Source organism: Pseudomonas sp. JH-2, assembly GCF_036231725.1.
Taxonomy (GTDB): domain Bacteria; phylum Pseudomonadota; class Gammaproteobacteria; order Pseudomonadales; family Pseudomonadaceae; genus Pseudomonas; species Pseudomonas delhiensis.
In genome coordinates this window covers 36,508-50,299 of record NZ_JAZAQP010000023.1, presented here as the reverse complement: position 1 = coordinate 50,299, position 13,792 = coordinate 36,508, and the positions used below count along the sequence as shown (strand labels likewise).

At 68.3% G+C, this 13,792-nt stretch carries 13 protein-coding genes; 9 read left to right on the top strand and 4 right to left on the bottom strand.

Translation table 11 applies throughout. The features are described 5' to 3' along the window. Positions 1 to 10: 10 nt before the first annotated feature. Complete coding sequence (locus tag VV867_RS17030; RefSeq protein WP_328567061.1) at positions 11 to 1,768, bottom strand: cation:proton antiporter; 1,758 nt, start codon at positions 1,766 to 1,768, stop codon at positions 11 to 13. Between the two features lie 248 nt (positions 1,769 to 2,016). On the opposite strand from VV867_RS17030, the gene VV867_RS17025 reads away from it, so the two are divergent. The 3 genes from VV867_RS17025 (at position 2,017) to VV867_RS17015 (ending at position 4,102) form a co-directional block, all read left to right on the top strand. Next, positions 2,017 to 2,880, top strand: a complete 864-nt coding sequence (locus VV867_RS17025) for a Tim44 domain-containing protein (RefSeq protein WP_089393937.1) — start codon at positions 2,017 to 2,019, stop codon at positions 2,878 to 2,880. Between the two features lie 503 nt (positions 2,881 to 3,383). Beyond that, on the top strand, positions 3,384 to 3,785 hold the full coding sequence (locus VV867_RS17020) for an SMI1/KNR4 family protein (protein WP_074980597.1): 402 nt from the start codon (positions 3,384 to 3,386) through the stop codon (positions 3,783 to 3,785). Between the two features lie 104 nt (positions 3,786 to 3,889). After that, the gene (locus VV867_RS17015) at positions 3,890 to 4,102 is read left to right on the top strand and encodes a YgdI/YgdR family lipoprotein (protein ID WP_328567060.1); all 213 of its coding nucleotides are present in this window, start codon (positions 3,890 to 3,892) and stop codon (positions 4,100 to 4,102) included. A 7-nt stretch (positions 4,103 to 4,109) separates the two neighbouring features. Here VV867_RS17015 and VV867_RS17010 read toward each other — a convergent pair whose 3' ends face one another. Continuing rightward, positions 4,110 to 4,772: a GntR family transcriptional regulator gene (locus VV867_RS17010; RefSeq protein WP_328567059.1), complete on the bottom strand. Its 663-nt coding sequence runs from the start codon at positions 4,770 to 4,772 to the stop codon at positions 4,110 to 4,112. A gap of 223 nt (positions 4,773 to 4,995) precedes the next feature. Between VV867_RS17010 and VV867_RS17005 the strand changes: the two genes are divergently transcribed. From VV867_RS17005 to ybaL, 5 genes are all read left to right on the top strand, one after another. After that, positions 4,996 to 6,384, top strand: coding sequence for an aspartate aminotransferase family protein (locus VV867_RS17005; RefSeq protein WP_328567058.1), 1,389 nt, complete (start codon positions 4,996 to 4,998; stop codon positions 6,382 to 6,384). 133 nt (positions 6,385 to 6,517) lie between these two features. Next, on the top strand, positions 6,518 to 7,900 hold the full coding sequence (locus VV867_RS17000; protein ID WP_109935315.1) for a glutamine synthetase family protein: 1,383 nt from the start codon (positions 6,518 to 6,520) through the stop codon (positions 7,898 to 7,900). 191 nt (positions 7,901 to 8,091) lie between these two features. Beyond that, positions 8,092 to 8,850, top strand: coding sequence for an SDR family NAD(P)-dependent oxidoreductase (locus tag VV867_RS16995; protein WP_089393932.1), 759 nt, complete (start codon positions 8,092 to 8,094; stop codon positions 8,848 to 8,850). Positions 8,851 to 8,991: 141 nt separating this feature from the next. Then, a complete protein-coding gene (locus VV867_RS16990) occupies positions 8,992 to 9,495 on the top strand; it encodes an acyl-CoA thioesterase (protein ID WP_089393931.1) in 504 nt (167 codons plus the stop codon). A gap of 182 nt (positions 9,496 to 9,677) precedes the next feature. Next, positions 9,678 to 11,372: a YbaL family putative K(+) efflux transporter gene (gene ybaL / locus VV867_RS16985; RefSeq protein ID WP_109935314.1), complete on the top strand. Its 1,695-nt coding sequence runs from the start codon at positions 9,678 to 9,680 to the stop codon at positions 11,370 to 11,372. Between the two features lie 59 nt (positions 11,373 to 11,431). On the opposite strand, the gene pdxY is transcribed toward ybaL, so the two are convergent. Next, entirely contained in the window at positions 11,432 to 12,301 is an 870-nt protein-coding gene (pdxY, locus tag VV867_RS16980; RefSeq protein ID WP_109935312.1) for a pyridoxal kinase PdxY, read from the bottom strand. 124 nt (positions 12,302 to 12,425) lie between these two features. Between pdxY and VV867_RS16975 the strand changes: the two genes are divergently transcribed. Then, positions 12,426 to 12,887: a DUF3301 domain-containing protein gene (locus tag VV867_RS16975; RefSeq protein WP_275628029.1), complete on the top strand. Its 462-nt coding sequence runs from the start codon at positions 12,426 to 12,428 to the stop codon at positions 12,885 to 12,887. On the opposite strand, the gene VV867_RS16970 is transcribed toward VV867_RS16975, so the two are convergent. Then, positions 12,888 to 13,766, bottom strand: a complete 879-nt coding sequence (locus VV867_RS16970) for an alpha/beta fold hydrolase (protein ID WP_328567057.1) — start codon at positions 13,764 to 13,766, stop codon at positions 12,888 to 12,890. Positions 13,767 to 13,792: the final 26 nt, after the last annotated feature.

Here is a 13,792-nt window from a genome sequence, read left to right as displayed (position 1 = left end):
CCGGGCGGGCTCAATGCCCGCCCTTGCCCTGCTCCAGGGTTTCCAGCAGGGCGATCTGCATCCGCGAGTGCAGGCGGATGAACCAGCGCCAGCCCACCGCCAGCGCCAGCGCGGCCACCAGGCCCACCACCACCAGCAGTTCGCCCGGCGGCAGGATGCTCGAGCTGAGCGCCGCCAGCAGCAGCATCATGCCGCCCAGGGACAGCAGCGGGATCATCTCGGCGATCACCCGGCGCACCCGCGCGGTGTGGCGCCCGGCGCTCTCGGCCTTCACGCCCATCTCCGCCAGCAGCATGGCCAGGGCCTTGAGCTTGCGGTAGGCGGCGATCAGGAAGGGCAGCGACAGCAACAGCGCGGCGCCCCAGATCAGCGCCTTGTGCAGCGCCTCGTGCTCGACCCAGTTGGCCAGCCACTCGGCGATCCGCCCGGCGAAGAACGCCAGGCCGAAGAAGATGGCGATCACCAGCACCAGGTTCACCCCAACCTGCAGCAGGATGCGCCGGATCATCCCGGCCAGCACCGCCTTGTCGCCGCGCGGACGGATGCTGCGCAGCCATTCGCCGTACAGGCCGAACACCCGCACCATGGGCGAAGGCAGGGTGCGCCCCAGGTACAGCGCCAGGGGGTCGGCGGAGCGGATCAGGTAGGGCGTCAGCAGCGTGGTGATGGCCGACACCCCGACCACCACCGGGTAGAGGAAGTCGCTGGTCACCCCCAGGCTCATGCCCAGGGCGGCGATGATGAAGGAGAACTCGCCGATCTGCGACAGGCCCATGCCCACCCGCATCGAGGTGCGCCCGTCGTTGCCGGCGATGTAGGCGCCGGTGCCGCAGGACACCAGCTTGCCCAGCACCACCACCAGGGTGATGACCAGGATGGGCGCGGCGTAGTCCACCAGCACCCGCGGGTCGATGGTCAGGCCGATGGCGACGAAGAAGATGGCGCTGAACATGTCGCGCACCGGCTCCATCAGCCGCTCGATCTGCAGCAGCTGGCGCGACTCGGCCATGATCGCGCCGATCAGGAAGGCGCCGAGGATCATGCTGTACTCCAGCTTCACCACCAGCAGGCAGAAGCCGAAGCACAGGCCGAGCACCGTCACCAGCAGCATCTCGTTGCTCTCGAACTTCGCCACGTAGGCCAGCAGGCGCGGCACCAGCAGGATGCCGACGACCAGCGCCACCACCATGAACAGGCTCAGCTTGCCCACCGTGGAGACCACCTGGTCGGCCTCCACCGTGCCGCTCACGGCGATGCCGGAGAACAGCGCGATGATGCCGATGCCGAGGATGTCCTCGATGATCAGCACGCCGAAGATCAGCTGGGCGAAGCGCTCGTTCTTCAGCTTCAGGTCGCCCAGCACCTTGATGATGATGGTGGTCGAGGACATCGCCAGGATGGCACCGAGGAACAGCGAGTCCATGGTGTTCCAGTCGAACAGCCGGCCGATCTCGAAGCCGGCCCAGATCATCAGGGTGATCTCCAGGAAGGCGGCGATGAAGGCCGTGGCGCCGACCTGGAACAGCTTGCGCAAGCTGAACTCCAGGCCCAGGCAGAACATCAGGAAGATCACCCCCAGTTCGGCGAGGGTCTTGATGGTCTGCTCGTCGTGGACCAGGGCGAAGGGCGGCGTGTGCGGGCCGATGATCACCCCGGCGATGATGTAGCCGAGCACCACCGGCTGCTTGAAGCGGTGGCAGAGGATGGTGACGAAGCCGGCGATCAGCATGATCACCGCGAGGTCCTGGATGAAGTCGATGGCGTGCATGGCGGCGGTCCTCGCGCGATGAGACAGTGGGGGGATCGCGCGGCCAGCGGCCCCGCTAGGCCGCCAGACTATCAAACGGCCAGCGTCTTCGAGGCCGCTGAAAAACCCGGTAACAGACGTTCCCGCCAGTACCACCCGCTGCGCCCGGATGACGCAGGGCAATAGCCGGAAACAAAATCCGGCTGGTCGCTGGCGGCCAGGCTCGGCAACATGGCGCGCGTCGTATTCCAACCAAGAGAATGACCCCGATGAAGCGCTTTCTCAGCCTTGCCATGGCCTTCTGTGTCGCCGTGACGCTCAGCCTCGACGTCAATGCCGCCAAACGGTTCGGCGGCGGCAAGAGCATGGGCTCGGCGCCCAGCCACCAGACCCGCCAGGCGCAGCCGAACACCGCCCCGAACACCCCCAACGCCGCCGCCCCCGCAGCCGGTGCGGCCGCAGGCGCCGCCGCGGCCGGCGGTGCGTCGCGCTGGCTCGGCCCGCTGGCCGGCATCGCCGCCGGCGGCCTGCTGGCCTCCATGTTCATGGGCGACGGCTTCCAGGGCATGCAGTTCCTCGACATCCTGATCATCGCCCTGATCGCCTTCGTCGTCTTCCGCTTCATCGCCGCCCGTCGCCGCCAGCAGGCGCAGCCGGCCATGGCCGGGCACGCCCCGCTGCAGCGCGAGATGCCGGCCGCCCAGCCGTCGCCGTTCGGCGCCACCGCCCGTGCGGCCGCCGCCGCCCCGGTGATCAACGCACCGAGCTGGTTCGACGAGCAGCGCTTCGTCGGCGCCGCCCGCGAGCACTTCCTGTCCCTGCAGCAGCACTGGGACGCCAACGAGATGGACAAGATCGCCGAGTTCGTCACCCCGCAGATGCTGCAGTGGCTGAAGCAGGAACGCGCCGAGCTGGGCGACGGCTACCAGTCCACCTACATCGACAACCTGCAGGTGCAGCTGGAAGGCGTCGACGACCAGGCCGACAAGACCATCGCCACCCTGACCTTCAGTGGCCTGTCCAAGACCTCGCGCTTCGACCAGGGCGAAACCTTCAGCGAAAGCTGGCGCATGGAGCGCGCCCAGGGCCAGGACCAGCCCTGGCTGCTGGCAGGTATCCGCCAGAACGGCTGATAGCTTCTGCCGTAGCGCTGTTCGCTTAAGCAAGACAGAACGCCGTTTCCCTCCACCGGGAAACGGCGTTTTCGTTCCTGGCCGGTATGCACTGGCCCTGTGGGAGCGAGACAGCCATCCGTGCCAGGGTGTCCGCTCCTACGCCGCCACCGCTGTCCCACCTGTAGGAGCGCGCCCTGCGCGCGATTCGCGGGCAGGGCCCGCTCCTACGGCCGTGCTTCCTGGAACCGTAGGCGCGGACTCTGTCCGCGATTTGGCGGATAACGCCGTAGGCGTTATGCGCCCCAAGGGTTTCCAGCGAAATATCCGAGCGCACCGGAACGCCCCTCTCCCCCAGGGAGAGGGCTGGGGTGAGGGTACGGAACCACCCCCGCCCCCACGGCCACCGGCCTCCTCCCAACCCAACCCTTTCCACTCGTCCGCCAGACACCCCCAACGTGAACTTGCGCCCAGGGCCGGCTACTACTGTATAAAGCGCGCCAGTCAATCGAGAGGCCCCTGCCGTGGAAGATGTCATCGACCAATTGCGTGAACTCAACGAGCCCGTCCCTGTCCCCCTGGAGCTGCCGGACGAGGAACTGCTGGTGGAGATCGAGGAAGAGCTGCTGATCGGCCTTCCGTCGGAATTCCGCGAGTTCCTCCTCAAGGTCAGCGACGTCATCTACGGCCGCCTGGAGCCGGTCACGGTGACCGACCCGCACTCCCACACCTACCTGCCGGAGGTGGCCGCGGTGGCCTGGGCGATGGGCCTGCCGCGCGAGCTGATACCGCTCTGCGCCGATGGTGACGACTACTATGCGGTGGCCCAGGACGGCGAGGTGGTGCTCTGGGCGGACGGCGAACTGACCGAAGAAACCTGGGACTCGGTGTGGACCTGGGCACGCGACGTATGGTTGGACACCTGAGCCCGGACCACTGAATTTCCAAGCGGAGCGGTTGTCACAGTGGCTACCGAGCGTGTACCCAAACCTTCTGCCAAGGCCGGTCCACGATGTCCCTTGGAGACTCTATGAAGCTGAAATACCTATTCCTCAGCGCGCTGCTGCTCGGCCTGGCCGGCTGTGCCGACAAGGCCGTGGTGACGCTGAACGACGGCAGCGAGGTCCTGGTCAAGGACCACGCCGATTTCGACAAGTACCACGACTACTATGAATTCGAACAACTAGACGGGCAGACCATCCTCATCCGCAAGGAAAACGTCCGCTACATCAAGACCGAGTGACGCGCCCTCAGCGCGTCACGCTCACTCCCGACTCCAGCGCCAGCAGATTCAGCAGGTACTGGCCGAAGTAGGCCAGGTCCTGTTCGATGGCCGCCCGCGCGGCGCGGGCATCGCCCCGCCGGATCGCGTCCAGGGCGTGTTCGTGGAAGTCGTTCAGGCGCAGCGACAGGTCGGCGCCGGTGAACAGCCGGTTGAAGAAGGGCCCGACCTGCAGCCAGAGCGCCTCGATCATGCGCAGCAGCGTGGGGTTGCCACAGGCGTGGTAGAGCGTCAGGTGGAAGCGGCTGTTGTGCTCCAGGTAGGCCTGGACGTCGCGCCGCTGCACGGCCTGCGCCATGGCCCGGGTGCAGTCCTCCAGGACCTCGATGTCCGCCCCCTGCAGGCGCGGTACCCCATCCTCGACGGCGAGCCCCTCCAGTGACTGGCGAATCTGCAGTATCTGCAGGAAGCGCTCGCGGGTCATCACCGGCACCCGCAGCGAGCGCTGCGGCTCGCCCTCCAGGGCGCCCTCGGCGACCAGCCGCTGCAGCGCGGCGCGCACCGGCATCGGGCTGGTGCCCCATTCGTCGGCCAGATCGCGGATCTTCAACCGCTCGCCGGGCTGGAAGCGCCCGCTGAGCAGGGCCTGGCGCAGGTTCTGGTACAGCTGTTGCTGGAGGTTCTCGGCCATGGCGTCACTCCGCGCAGGCCGGTGGCGCCGGCAGTTGGGCGAAGGTCAGGCTGCATTCGTGCGTCATTTCGAATCGTCCTCGTCGGGGCCCCTTGCCAGGGCCGCATATTTTTGTGATCACAAATCCTGTTGCGTCGAAGATTAACAGGCGTCACTCAGCATGTATTGACTTTTTTGTGATCACAAACGGAAGATGTGCAGAAAAACAAACGAGGTGTGCAAGATGACCGCCAGCGGAATCGCCCAACAGGCCGTGGATGTATTCACCGCCCGCGAACGCCAACGCTTCCTGGAACAGAACCCGAAATCCGTGGCCCTGGCCGAGCGCGCGCGCAACTCGCTGTACGCCGGCGTGCCGATGCACTGGATGGCCGACTGGTCCACCCCCTGCCCGCTGTTCGTCGAGCGCGCCAAGGGCGCCCGCTTCTACGACGTTGACGGCCACGAGTACGTGGACTTCTGCCTGGGCGACACCGGCACCATGTTCGGCCATTCCCCCGATCCGGTCGCCAGGGCGCTGGCCGAGCAGGCCAACAACGGCCTGACCACCATGCTCCCGGGTGAGGACGCCGTGGTCTGCGGCGAACTGCTGGCCGCGCGCTTCGGCCTGCCGTTCTGGCAGGTCACCGCCACCGCCACCGACTCCAACCGCTACGTGCTGCGCTGGGCCCGCGCCATCACCGGGCGCAAGACCCTGCTGGTGTTCGACGGCTGCTACCACGGCACCGTCGACGACGTCATGGTGCGCTACCGCGACGGCCAGACCGTGCCGCGTTCCGGGCTGGTCGGCCAGGCCTACGACCTGACCCAGTACAGCCGCTCCATCCCCTTCAACGACGTCGAGGCTCTGGAAGCCGCGCTGGCCCGGGGCGACGTCTGCGCCCTGCTGTGCGAGCCGGCGATGACCAACATCGGCATGGTCCTGCCCGATCCGGGCTTCCTGCAGAAGTGCCGGGAGCTGACGCGCAAGTACGGCGCGCTGCTGGTCATCGACGAAACCCACACCATCTCCACCGGCATCGGCGGCTGCACGAAGCTGTGGAACCTCGACCCGGACTTCTTCGTGGTCGGCAAGCCGATCGCCGGCGGCGTGCCCTGCGGCATTTTCGGCTGCAGCGCGGAGATGGCCGAGAAGATGCTCGCCTCGCGGCAGAAGGCCCAGGAAGACAGCCACGGCCACAGCGGCATGGGCACTACCCTCTCGGCCAACGCCCTGGCCATGCACTGCATGCGCGCCAACCTGGAACAGGTGATGACCCAGGCCGCCTACGACCACATGCTGCCGCTGGCCAGGCGCCTGGCCGACGGCTTCCGCCGGCTGATCGCCAAGCACGGCCTGAAGTGGTCGGTGACCGAACTGGGCGCGCGCAGCGAATTCCAGTTCTGCACCGTTTCGCCGCGCACCGGCGCCGAGGCCGAGGCCGCCTTCCACGACGAACTGCAGATGGCCCTGCACCTGTACCTGATCAACCGCGGCATCCTGATCACGCCGTTCCACAACATGACCCTGTGCTGCCCGGACACCACCGAGGCCGACGTCGACCGCCTGATCGACACCCTGGATGCGGGCATCACGGAGCTGCTGGCGATTCCCGGGGCTCGCGAGGCCTGAACGCCACACCACTCCCTGCAGGAGCGAGCTTGCTCGCGAACGCTCTTCCGAAACGTCGCCGCGAGAACGGTTCGCGAGCAAGCTCGCTCCTACACAAAGAACACCCGGCGCGCCGCGCCAACCGAGGACCACCATGCAATTCGCCGATCGAAAGGAAGCCGAAGCCTTCCTCGCCGCCCACCCCGAGGTGCGCAGCATCGAGCTGTTCATCATCGACGCCAACGGCATCCCCCGCGGCAAGCTGCTGCACCGCGACGAGCTGCTGGCCATCTACGACAATGGCCGGCCGCTGCCCAGCTCGATCCTCGCCCTCACCGTGCAGGGCGAGGACGTCGAGGGCACCGGGCTGGTCTGGGAAGTGGCCGATGCCGACTGCTGGACCTACCCGCTGCCCGGCAGCCTGACCCTGCAACCCTGGCGCAGCTCGCCCACCGGCCAGCTGCAGGTCAGCATGCACCCGACCCAGGGCCTGCCGGCCACCCCGGCCGACCCGCGCCAGGCGCTGGTGCGCGTGGTCGAGCGGCTCAAGGCCGATGGCTTCCACCCGGTGATGGCGGTCGAGCTGGAGTTCTACCTGCTGGACAAGCAGCGCGACGCCCAGGGCCGCCCGCAGCCGGCGGTGCAGATGAACGGCGTGCGCCCGCAGGCGCCGCAGGTCTATGGCGTGTACGAGCTGGAGCAGGTGCAGCCGTTCCTCGACGACCTCTACGCCGCCTGCGAGGCCCAGGGCCTGCCGGTGCGCACGGCCATCTCGGAATACGCGCCGGGCCAGCTGGAGCTGACCCTGGAACACCGCTTCGACGTGCTCCAGGCCATCGACGAAGGCGTGCGCTACAAGCGCCTGGTCAAGGGCGTGGCCAACAGGCACGGGCTGCAGGCCTGCTTCATGGCCAAGCCGTTCGGCGACCGCGCGGGCTCCGGCATGCACCTGCACGTCAGCCTGGCCGATGCCGAGGGCAACAACCTCTACGCCAGCGAGCTTTCCGACCTTGAAGGCCCGCAGGGCACGCCGCTGCTGCGCCAGTCCATCGGCGGCATGATGGCCACCCTGCTCGACTCGCTGGCCATCTTCTGCCCCAACGCCAACTCCTTCCGCCGCTTCCAGGCCAACAGCTACGCGCCGCTGGCCAAGAGCTGGGGGGTGAACAACCGTACCGTGTCCTTCCGCGTGCCCGGCGGGCCGGCACAGAGCCGCCACATCGAGCACCGCATCTGTGGCGCCGACGCCAACCCCTACCTGGCCGCCGCGGCGATTCTCGCCGGTATCCACAAGGGCATCCGCGAGCAGCTCGACCCCGGCGCGGCCATCGAGGGCAACGGCTACGAGCAGGCCCGCGAGTTCCTGCCCACCGACTGGCTCACCGCGCTGCGCGCCCTGGAAGCCTCCGGCTGGGCCCGCGAGGCGCTGGGCGAGGAGTTCCTCAAGGTGTTCCTGGCCATCAAGTGGGAGGAGTACCGGCAGTTCATGGGCGAAGTCGGCGAACAGGACTGGCGCTGGTACCTGCACCACGCCTGAACCGCGACCATCAGTCGCCTGCGAAAGCTCCAGCGGGATTTACGAAAAAATTACCCTGGCAAAGCGAAGATTCTGGTCTTTTCTTGGTCAGTAGAGACAGAGGGCCGCCCGTGCGGCCCTCTTCCTTGCGGCGTGCCGCCACTGCCTGACGGCGCGCCGTTTCCCTATCAGGCAGGGAGATCACTCAGTCAATGAGCACACCCGTTGTTCTGATTACCGGGGCCGCTGGCGGCCTCGGCAAGGCCATCGCCAAGCGCTTCGCCCAGAGCCACTGGCGCATCGCCGCCACCGACGTCGACAAGAGCGGGCTGCATGCGCTCAACGCCCAGGTGCCGCTGGATGCCAGCGCCGTGGCCGACCTGCGCCGGGCGGACAATTGCCAGAGCCTGGTGGCGGACATCCTCGCCCGCACCGGGCGCCTGGACGCGCTGATCAACGCCGCCGGCGTCTGGCGCGAAGGCCCGGTGGAAAGCTTCAACGAGGACGACTTCGACCTGGTCCTGGGGGTCAACCTCAAGGCCGCGTTCTACATGTGCCAGGCCGCCACGCCCTACCTCAAGGAGAACCGCGGCTGCATCGTGAACATCTCCAGCGACTCCGGGCGCCAGGCCTACCGCGGCTCGGGGGCCTACTGCGCGAGCAAGGCGGCGCTGACCATGCTCACCCGCACCCTGGCCCTGGAGCTGGCCAGCGACGGCGTTCGCGTCAACGCCATCTCCCCGGCCGACATCGCCACGCCCATGCTCGACTACCAGGCCGAGCGCTACGGCCAGGGCAACCCGGCCGCCTACAAGATCGCCCTGCTGCGGGATTATCCACAGGGCAAGGAAGCGCGCTTCATCCGCCCGGAAGAAGTCGCCGACCTGGTCTGGTACCTCTGCGGCCCGCAATCCGAGGCCATCACCGGCGCCGACCTGGCCATCGACTTCGGCCTCTCCGCCGGCCGCTGAGCCGCGCCGCGCGCCAATCGCCCGGCGATTGGCGCGCGCCCCTGTTCGCCGGGGCCAATGGGGGGTATAGAAAAGAGTGTGTCGCAAGGCCAGGCGCAGTGCGTCCAGTCTTGGTCCCCCCACCCGCCCTGCGAGAGCGATATGGAACCCGGCAACCACCAACTCAGCATGACCGTCCTGATGACCCCGGACATGGCCAACTTCTCCGGCAACGTCCACGGCGGCACCCTGCTCAAGTACCTCGACGAGGTCGCCTACGCCTGCGCCAGCCGCTACGCCGGCCACTACGTGGTGACCCTCTCGGTCGACCAGGTGATCTTCCGCGAACCGATCCACGTCGGCGAGCTGGTGACCTTCCTCGCCTCGGTCAACTACACCGGCCGCACCTCCATGGAGATCGGCGTGAAGGTGGTCACCGAGAACATCCGCGAGAAATCCGTGCGCCACACCAACAGCTGCTTCTTCACCATGGTGGCGCTGGACGACGAGCGCAAACCCACCTCCGTGCCGCCGCTGCAGCCGGCCACCCGGGAGGAGCGCCGGCGCTTCGCCCAGGCCCAGCAGCGCCGTCAGCTGCGCCAGGAGCTGGAGCAGCGTTACCAGGCAATTCGTGAAGAATGGGACAAGGATGCCGACATTTCTTGACAAGATTTCTCAAGTGCCACTGAAAAAGTCCGGCGCGTCAACGAGTTAACCTTGAGCGTCGGCAAGGCCGAAAGCCTTGCCAGCGCCTAGACTTGCCCAATCCGCGGGTTTGCCCCCGTGATCCACCTTCGAGCCGCCGCCCGCCCGGGGCGCTGGCTCCCTGCGTGCCCGGAGCCCAGACCATGCACCACACACCGCTACTGACCACCCTCGCCGTCGGCTTCGTGCTGGCCTTCATCCTCGGCGCCCTGGCCAACCGCCTGCGCATCTCGCCGCTGGTCGGCTACCTGCTGGCCGGCGTGCTGGCCGGGCCCTTCACCCCCGGCTACGTCGCCGACCAGGCGCTGTCGACGGAAATCGCCGAACTGGGGGTGATCCTGCTGATGTTCGGCGTCGGCCTGCATTTCTCGCTGAAGGACCTGCTCTCGGTGAAGGCCATCGCCATCCCCGGCGCGGTGGTGCAGATCGGCGTGGCCACCCTGCTCGGCATGGGCCTGGCCTGGATGATGGGCTGGCCGCTGGGCGGCGGCCTGGTGTTCGGCCTGGCACTGTCGGTGGCCAGTACCGTGGTGCTGCTGCGCGCCCTGGAGCAGCGCCAGCTGATCGACACCAAGCGCGGGCGCATCGCCATTGGCTGGCTGATCGTCGAGGACCTGGCCATGGTCCTCACCCTGGTGCTGCTGCCGGCACTGGCCGGCACCCTCGGCGGCAAGGCCGAGGACGGCGCCAGCGGCGGCATCCTGCTGCCGATCCTGCTGACCCTGGGCAAGGTGGTGGCCTTCGTCGCGGTGATGATCCTCGGCGGCCGCCGCGTGGTGCCCTGGGCCCTGGAGAAGATCGCCGCGACCGGCTCGCGCGAGCTGTTCACCCTCGCCGTGCTGGCCATCGCCCTGGGCATCGCCACCGGCTCGGCGGTGGTGTTCGGCGTGTCCTTCGCCCTCGGCGCCTTCTTCGCCGGGATGATCCTCAACGAATCCGAACTCAGCCACGAGGCGGCGGAAAACTCGCTGCCCCTGCGCGACGCCTTCGCCGTGCTGTTCTTCGTCTCGGTGGGCATGCTGTTCAACCCGGCGATCCTGATCCACGAACCGCTGCCGGTGCTGGCCACCTTCCTGGTCATCGTGTTCGGCAAGTCGGTGGCCGCCTACGTCATCGTGCGCCTGTTCGGCCACCCCAACAGCACCGCGCTGACCATCGCCGCGAGCCTGGCGCAGATCGGCGAGTTCTCCTTCATCCTGGTCGGCCTGGGCGTGACCCTCGAGCTGCTGCCCGAGCAGGGCCGCGACCTGGTGCTGGCCGGCGCCATCCTGTCGATCCTGGTCAACCCGCTGCTGTTCATCGCCATCGAGCGCCTGCAGGCGCGCAAGGAAGCCGCCCAGCCCAGCGAAGCCCAGGCGCAGGACGAAGACCTGCCGCCGCCGGTGCGCGAGCACGAGCACGCCATCCTCATCGGCCACGGCCGCGTCGGCGAACTGGTCAGCGCGCGCCTGCAGAAGGACGGCACGCCTCTGGTGGTGATCGAGGACAAGCGCGAGAAAGCCGCCGAACTGCGCGAGCGCGGCCTGAGCGTGGTGGTCGGCAACGCCGCCAACCCGGAAGTGCTGGCCCTGGCCAACATCACCACGGCGCGCTGGCTGCTGATCGCCATCCCCAACGGCTTCGAGGCCGGGCAGATCGCCAGCCGCGCACGGGCGGCCAACCCCGAGCTGGACATCATCGCCCGCGCGCACTTCGACGCCGAGGTGGAGTACCTGGAGCAGAACGGCGCCAACCTGGTGATCATGGGCGAACGCGAGATCGCCCAGGGCATGTACCAGCGCGTCGAACAGCACGACACCCCGGCGCCGCAGCCGGATGGGCTGCCGCAGTCGGCTTGAATCCGCGGCGGGTGCCGGTCGCTACTGGCGCCGCCTGGAGGATAGCGGCTGACGCACCCTCAGATCGCCTTCGCCTCGAACCGCACCCGCGGGTGCGCGATGCGGTCCTGGGCGCGCACCAGTTCCAGCTCGTAGCTGCCGCAGTGCTGGGTTTCCAGCAGCACCTCGTGCACCGCCGCGGCGGTGAACTCGAAGGCCGTGCAGGGCGCTTCGCCCAGCAGCAGGCGGGCCAGGAACAGGCCGGAGGTCAGGTCGCCGACGCCCACCGGCTGGCGCGGGAAGGCCAGCAGCGGGCGGCGCAGGTGCCAGCTGCCCTCGGCGCTGACCAGCAGCATCTCGAAGGCGTCCGACGGCTTGCCCGGGTAGTTCAGGTGCTTCACCAGCACCGCCTTCGGGCCGCGCGCCAGCAGGCTGCGGGCCATGTCCACGCAGTCCTCCAGGGAGCGCGGGCTGCGCTGGCAGAAACTGTCCAGCTCCAGCTGGTTGGGGCACAGGTAATCGGCCACCGCGGCGGCCTCCTGGAGCAGGAACTCGCCGACCTCCGGCGCCACGATGCAGCCCTTGTCCGGGTGGCCCATCACCGGGTCGCACAGGTAGATGGCCCGCGGGTTGGCCTCGCGGATGCGCGCCAGCGCCTCGAGGATGGCGCGGCCCTGGGCGGCGCTGCCCAGGTAGCCGGACAGCACGGCATCGCAGTTGCCCAGCTCGCCGATGGCGGCGATGCCTTCCACCAGCGCCGGAATCTGCTCCGGCGGCAGCACCTGGCCGGTCCAGTGGCCATACTGGGTATGGTTGGAGAACTGCACGGTGTTCAGCGGCCAGACGTTCACCCCGACGCGGCGCATCGGGAACACGGCGGCGCTGTTGCCGGCATGGCCGAAGACGACGTGGGACTGGATGGCGAGGACGTGGGGGGTACGCGACGACATGGCGAATTCCTGCAACTGGATGTGTCAGTATGGGGCGCAATTCACCACCTGGGAACCAGCGGCTCTCGCCGCTTTCCTACAGACTCGGTAAGCTGAAGCGCCTCTTCCCGAGCGGAGCCTTGAAGTGACCTTGGGCAACCTTTTCGTATTCCTCCTGCTGGCCACGGCCGCCGCCTGGTGGTGGCGCGCCCACGGCATCCGCGAGCGCGCCCTGCAGCTGGCGCGCCAGCACTGCGCGCGGCAGGGGGTGGAGCTGCTCGACGAGAACGTCGCCCTGCGTCGCCTGCGCCTGCGCCGCGGCGCCAACGGCATGCTCTGCCTGGCCCGGGAATACGGCTTCGAGTTCACCGCCAGCGGCCAGGACCGCTACAACGGCAGCATCACCATGCTCGGCCAGCGCCCCGGCCCCATCGAGCTGGAGCCCTTCCGCTTCCACCCCGAGCCCCACGAGGTGCGCGCGGTGGTGGAAATCGCCCAGGCCCTGCCGGCCCCCGAGCCGGAAGCCGCGCCGCCGCGGCACAAGGCCGAGGTGGTGCGGCTGGACGAATGGCGCCGCAACCACTCGAGCAAGAAGGTCGGCGACTGACTATTCGTGGCCGAGCAGGAAGCGCGCCACCCGCTCGGCGCTGTCCTGTGGATATTCCTGCATGAAGCAGTGCCCGCCGGCGACGTTCTGCCCGCCGACGTGGGTGTTCTGCGCGCACCAGCGGGCCACCGCCTTGGGCACGAAGGGGTAGGTCCGCTCGCCGAACAGCACCAGGGTCGGCGTGCCCACCTTCGCCAGCGACGGCCACAGGCGCTTGGGGAAGGAGCTGAAGATCTCCGCCTCGCGGCTCGGCCGGCACTTCAGCTCGACGCCGCCGTCCACCGCCTTGATGGCGTTCTCCACGTAGGCCCATAGCGCCTCGTCGGTCCAGCCCCGGAAGATGCCGCGGCCGTGCAGGCCGGCGTAGGCGGCGGCACGGTCCGGCCACTGGCTGCGCCGGGCCCTGGCCTTCTGCACCATGGCCCGCCGCTCGTGCAGGCCGAGCACCTCGGACAGCGCCATCACGCCGATCATCGCCGGGGTGAAGAGCACCGGGTCGAGCAGCACCGCGCGCTCGAACAGCTGCGGATGGCGTGCCAGGATCAGGCTACTGAGCACCCCGCCGAAGCTGTGCCCGCAGGCATGGCGCGGCACTTCGCCGTAGGCCGCGCGGCCGGCCTCGAAGGCCTCCACGGCCATCTCGGCGTTGCGGTTCCAGCCGTGGAAGCGCCCGCCGTGGTCGCTGTCGCCGTGGCCCTGGACGTCGCACAGCCAGAGGTCGAAGTCCCGCGCCAGGTGCTTGAGCATCGGCTCGTAGGCACGCCCGCAAAAGCCGTTGCCATGCAGGAAGTGCAGCAGTGGCTTGCCGCTGGGTTCGCTGCGCCAGCCACGCAGGGTGAAGCCGGCGGAACAGGGATGGGACCAGGCGATCAGCTGCATCGGACGTTCTCCTCGAAGGTCGCGCA

Bases quoted from the DNA above. Each gene is read 5' to 3' on its own strand.
- VV867_RS16995 (WP_089393932.1), top strand. From the start codon at position 8,092: ATGAGCACACCCGTTGTTCTGATTACCGGGGCCGCTGGCGGCCTCGGC.
- VV867_RS17025 (WP_089393937.1), top strand. From the start codon at position 2,017: ATGAAGCGCTTTCTCAGCCTTGCCATGGCCTTCTGTGTCGCCGTGACG.
- VV867_RS17015 (WP_328567060.1), top strand. From the start codon at position 3,890: ATGAAGCTGAAATACCTATTCCTCAGCGCGCTGCTGCTCGGCCTGGCC.
- ybaL (WP_109935314.1), top strand. From the start codon at position 9,678: ATGCACCACACACCGCTACTGACCACCCTCGCCGTCGGCTTCGTGCTG.
- VV867_RS17010 (WP_328567059.1), bottom strand. From the start codon at position 4,772: ATGGCCGAGAACCTCCAGCAACAGCTGTACCAGAACCTGCGCCAGGCC.
- VV867_RS16970 (WP_328567057.1), bottom strand. From the start codon at position 13,766: ATGCAGCTGATCGCCTGGTCCCATCCCTGTTCCGCCGGCTTCACCCTG.
- VV867_RS17000 (WP_109935315.1), top strand. From the start codon at position 6,518: ATGCAATTCGCCGATCGAAAGGAAGCCGAAGCCTTCCTCGCCGCCCAC.
- VV867_RS16990 (WP_089393931.1), top strand. From the start codon at position 8,992: ATGGAACCCGGCAACCACCAACTCAGCATGACCGTCCTGATGACCCCG.
- VV867_RS17005 (WP_328567058.1), top strand. From the start codon at position 4,996: ATGACCGCCAGCGGAATCGCCCAACAGGCCGTGGATGTATTCACCGCC.
- pdxY (WP_109935312.1), bottom strand. From the start codon at position 12,301: ATGTCGTCGCGTACCCCCCACGTCCTCGCCATCCAGTCCCACGTCGTC.
- VV867_RS17030 (WP_328567061.1), bottom strand. From the start codon at position 1,768: ATGCACGCCATCGACTTCATCCAGGACCTCGCGGTGATCATGCTGATC.